The sequence below is a fragment of the Holdemania sp. genome (assembly GCF_986127675.1).
In genome coordinates, this window is sequence record NZ_CFQZWI010000152.1 from 1 (window position 1) to 4,661 (window position 4,661).

Genomic DNA, 4,661 nt, shown 5'->3' on the forward strand with positions numbered 1-4,661 from the left:
GGCGTGACACGGTGATAATCGACGATATGGCGGCCGATCTCGTAGGTGTTTTCCATCAGGTAGCTTTTGGTGATGTCAAAAGTGCCGGTGACGCTGGGTTCCAGCAGCGCGGCATAATTGGCGACGGTGGCGGCGCGCCAGAAGGCGTCTTCAATGACCAAATGGGAATGGCCCGCGCCCAATCCATAGATCAGACCTCCCCGCTGCGACACGTCGGCGCACAAAGTGGCAGCTTTCATGATGTTTTCGCCCTGACTGTCCATAACCTTGGCGATGATTTCGTTCATGACGTTGAAGTAATTTTTCCAGGCTTCCATAAGAATCTCCTTTTCCTCATTGCTTTCATTGTAACAACTTCGTTTGTAAAAAAGAAGTCCAAAACGGAAGAAAAAAACAAAATGAAAGAATTTACAAAATGTAACAAATTGAAACTTATTTTCATGGAAATTCGCGAAGAAAGGTCTTGAACAAAAAATGAAATCGGTTACAATAAAGCTATAAAGAACCAAGACCGGAATGGAGTGAAACATCATGAACCAGAAGAAAGGCTTAGTTTTTGGCGCCCCTCAAAATGGAGATGTTAGAGCTGAAGGTGTTTTCGGCGGGGTTCTTTTGGAAAAAATCAGTTGTTTTTAAGATGGATTTAGACTGTCCATCTTTTTTGTCTACTCAATGGAACGACGCAATAAGAAAAGGATGCGTCACAGCGGTCAGACAAGAGAGGCAGCGGTGTAAATCCACCTACGCCTGAATGAGGATCCTTGAAAAAGCCGGCGGCAGGAAGCATACAATACGGCGGCAGGGATCAGAAGTTCAGGAATACTTTTGCGGGCTATGCCGCAAGGGGTTCCGAGATTCGGAATGAGGTATGGAAGGTACATTGTTTGATGAATAAATAAAAGGAGGAATTCATTATGGATCAAACAAACAAAGAGTTCTGGGATGCGGCGGCAGCCGGCGATTTCGCGAAAGTCTGCGCCTGTGTTTCCAAAGGGGCGAACGTTAACGTTTCCAACGGCGACGGACGGACCGCTTTGATGCGCAGCGCCAAGCGCGGCTATGAAGATATCGTGCGGTTTCTGCTGGATAACGGAGCCAATGTCCGGGCTCGCGACGTCAACAATAAGACGGCGTTGATGGGTGCGGCGAAAAAAGGTCATCTGGGCATCGTCAAGATGTTGGTCGAAGCTGGATCCGATGTGAATTCGCATGACGACAACGGCCGGACTTCTCTGATGCGGGCTTCGTTCTTGGGTCAGAGTGAAGTTGTGGAATATCTGGTGGAAAATGGAGCGAATGTCAACGCCCGCGACAGCAAGGGGCGGACCGCGTTAATGGAAGCGGTTCTGGCGTGCAAAGTTGACGTCATCAAATATCTGATCGAACATGGCGCGGATATCAACATGCAGGATAATGCGGGCTGCACGGCGTTGATGAGAGCGAGTTATAGCGGTTATGTCGATTTGGTTCTGTACCTTCTGGACCAGGGCGCGGATAAGAGCATCAAAGATTTCCAGGGCAATCTTGCAATTCATTATGTCCGCGAGCACTGCTTCGCTGAGCTGAAAGAGCATTTGAAGTAGGGGGAAGCAGCATGAGAGATTATTTAGCGAATGAAGTCCGCAACATCGTTCTGATGGGACACAGCGGCGCGGGCAAGTCCAGCGTCGTGGAAGCTGCATTATATTTTACCAAGGCAACGGACCGGCTGGGCAAAACGATCGACGGAACCAGCGTGATGGATAACGACGCGGAAGAAGTGAAACGCGGGCTGTCCGTCTATACCTCCATCGCTCCGGTGGAATGGAAAGAATGTAAAATCAATTTTATTGATACGCCGGGTTATCTGGATTATGAGGGCGAAGCGCAGTGCGGCATCGCGGTCGGCGATAACGCGCTGATCGTCGTCGGCGCTAAAGACGGCGTGGAATCGGGAACGGAAAAAGCGTGGAAAATCGTTACCCGTAAGAAACTGCCGACAATTTTCTTCATCAACAAGATCGACGAGGAAAATGCTTCGTTTGATCAGACCTACAATCAGCTGCGCGAACATTTCGGCAAGACGGTCATTCCGTTTGAAGTTCCGATTCAGCGCGAAGGCAAGGTTGTCGGTTCGGTCAACATTCTGCGTAAAAAAGCATGGTATTATGACGATCGAACGACGCCGAAGGAAGTCCCGGACGAGCTGAAAGACATCGTTGAGGAATATTACAGCCAGATCGCGGAGGCGATCGCAATGGCCGACGACGAGCTGATGGAAAAATTCTTCAGCGGCGAGAGCTTTGACGAACATGAAGTGGCCAAGGGCTTGCGGATCGGCGTGCGCAACGGCGATATCCGACCGGTTTACTGCGGCAGTGCGACGCAGGTTACCGGCATTGAACGGTTGTTGGATCTGATTCGCGAATACTTCCCGAGCTATGCGGAAAAAGGCATGATTGAAGCGCTGGATCCGGATGGAATTCCGATTCTGATGGAAACCAACGAACAGGAAGCGTTCACAGCGCAGGTCTTCAAAACGATTATTGATCCATTTGTCGGCAAGATTTCATTATTGAAGGTCATGACCGGCGTTATGAGCACGGATGCGCAGGTCTTAAACGTTCAGAAGGATAAAATTGAAAAACTGAATCAGATTTACATCGTCAAGGGCAAGCATCAGATCGCGGTCGGCAAGCTGTTTACCGGTGATATCGGCGCGGTGGTCAAGCTGCAGTTTACGGATACCAACGATACGCTGGCAACCCGGTCCAAGCCGGTGACGTATGCGCCGATTGAATTCCCGAAGCCGATGCTGGGCGTTGCGATCTGGCCGAAGACCAAAGCGGATGAAGACAAGATGAGCATGGGTCTGCAGCGGATGTGCGAGGAAGATCCGTCAATTCGTCTGGATAAGAATAAAGAAACCAAGGAAACGGTGCTGTACGGCATGGGTGTGCAGCATATCGACGTCATTTTAAGCAAGCTGAAATCAAAATATAAAGTGGAAGTCGATACGACGGAACCGAAGGTTCAGTACCGTGAAACAATCCGCGGTACGGTCACGGCGGAAGGCAAGCATAAAAAGCAGTCCGGCGGGGCGGGGCAGTATGGTCATGTCTTCGTTAAATTTGAACCATGCGACGGCGATGAAATGGTGTTTGCGGAATCCGTCTTCGGCGGCGCGGTTCCAAAGCAGTATTTCCCGGCGGTTGAAGCAGGTCTGCGGGAATGCATGGAAAAAGGCGTACTGGCCGGATACAAGGTTGTCGGCGTCAAGGCGACGCTGACCGACGGCTCTTATCACGAGGTTGACTCCAAGGAAATCGCGTTTAAGGCCGCGGCCCGTCTGGCCTATAAGGCCGGCATGCCGAAAGCCAAGCCGATTCTGTTGGAACCGATCGGCAAGGTTGAGGTTCTGATTCCTGAAGAATATACCGGCACGATCATCGGTGATTTCAACAAACGCCGCGGTATTATCCTCGGTATGGATCTGGTCGATGAAAAAGAACAGAAGATTACCGCTGAAGTGCCGATGGCGGAAATGATGAAATATTCGACCGAACTGCGTTCAATGACGCAGGGCCGCGGATCCTTTATCATCGAATTCGATCGTTACGAACCGGCGCCGCAGCCGATTGCCGATAAGGTGATCAAAGCTGCGAATGTTGCGAACGACGAAGATTGATAGAATTAAAGCGGAAAGGACTGGATAAAATCAGATCCTTTCCTTTTTTTCGCTTTCGCTTTGATCAATGAAATACCGTCGGACAGCGTCTTTAAAATTGGAAAGATGAAAATTCCTTTCGTTTCTTAGTGCATTATAAAAAGCTGGCCGCAGCCAGCTTTTCAAGACTATCCTTTTTTCTCCTGCAGGGTGACGGTGAGTTCGACGATCCTGCCATCCCGCTTGACGGTGATTTCAAGCTGATCGCCGACTGAGCTGTTGTTGAGAATCGTGGTGACGTCAGAGATGGCTTCAATCGCCGTATCGTTGATCGAAACGAAGCAGTCGCCCGGCTGCAGCCCGCCGTTGGCGGCGCTGGAGTTTTCGACGACAGATTGAACGTAGACGCCCGGCGTTTTATAGCCGTACTGAGCGGCCAGCTGCGCTGTCGTCAGATCCAGCGCAGTGATGCCCAACGATACGCGGCCGCCGACATAACCCTGCGATATCAGATCCTCAATAATCGGTTTTGCATCGTTGACTGGAATCGCGAAGCCCAGGCCCTCGACGTCTTCACCGGAAGATTTGGCGACGACGATGCCGACCAGTTCGCCATTGGCATTGAACAGACCGCCTCCGGAGTTGCCCGGATTAATGGCGGCGTTGGTCTGAAGCAGGTTCCGGCGCTCATTGTTCAGAATGATTTCCCGGTCGAGCGCGCTGACGATACCGTTGGTAACCGTCCCGCCCAGCTGGCCTAACGGATTGCCGACGGCCACGACCGGCTCGCCGACCGACAGCGAATCGGAATCGCCCAGAATTGCCGGGGTCAGACCGGAAGCGTCAATCTTGATAACGCCGATATCCATTTTGGAATCCGTTGCGACCAGCTGCGCCTGGTATGTCGTACCATCATGCAGCGCAACGGTGATCGAACGGGCGTCCTGAATCACATGGTTGTTGGTGACGATGTAGCCATCCTCGGAAATGATCACCCCGCTGCCGGCGCCTTCCG

4 protein-coding genes are annotated in these 4,661 nt (G+C 51.4%); 2 read left to right on the forward strand and 2 right to left on the reverse strand.

What is annotated here, in order from left to right; all coding sequences use genetic code 11:
- A partial coding sequence (locus AC5OW4_RS14490) for an SIS domain-containing protein (protein WP_493677142.1) occupies positions 1–317 on the reverse strand: 317 nt, incomplete at its 3' end.
- A gap of 597 nt (positions 318–914) precedes the next feature.
- On the opposite strand from AC5OW4_RS14490, the gene AC5OW4_RS14495 reads away from it, so the two are divergent.
- Complete coding sequence (locus AC5OW4_RS14495; RefSeq protein WP_072684079.1) at positions 915–1,583, forward strand: ankyrin repeat domain-containing protein; 669 nt, start codon at positions 915–917, stop codon at positions 1,581–1,583.
- An 11-nt stretch (positions 1,584–1,594) separates the two neighbouring features.
- Positions 1,595–3,667 carry an elongation factor G gene (locus tag AC5OW4_RS14500; protein ID WP_072684080.1) on the forward strand — a complete coding sequence of 691 codons (2,073 nt, stop codon included), beginning with the start codon at positions 1,595–1,597 and terminating at the stop codon, positions 3,665–3,667.
- A gap of 167 nt (positions 3,668–3,834) precedes the next feature.
- Here the strand turns inward: AC5OW4_RS14500 and AC5OW4_RS14505 are convergent.
- On the reverse strand, positions 3,835–4,661 hold an 827-nt coding region (locus AC5OW4_RS14505; protein WP_493677144.1), incomplete at its 5' end, for a S1C family serine protease.

Bases quoted from the DNA above. Each gene is read 5' to 3' on its own strand.
- AC5OW4_RS14495 (WP_072684079.1), top strand. From the start codon at position 915: ATGGATCAAACAAACAAAGAGTTCTGGGATGCGGCGGCAGCCGGCGAT.
- AC5OW4_RS14500 (WP_072684080.1), top strand. From the start codon at position 1,595: ATGAGAGATTATTTAGCGAATGAAGTCCGCAACATCGTTCTGATGGGA.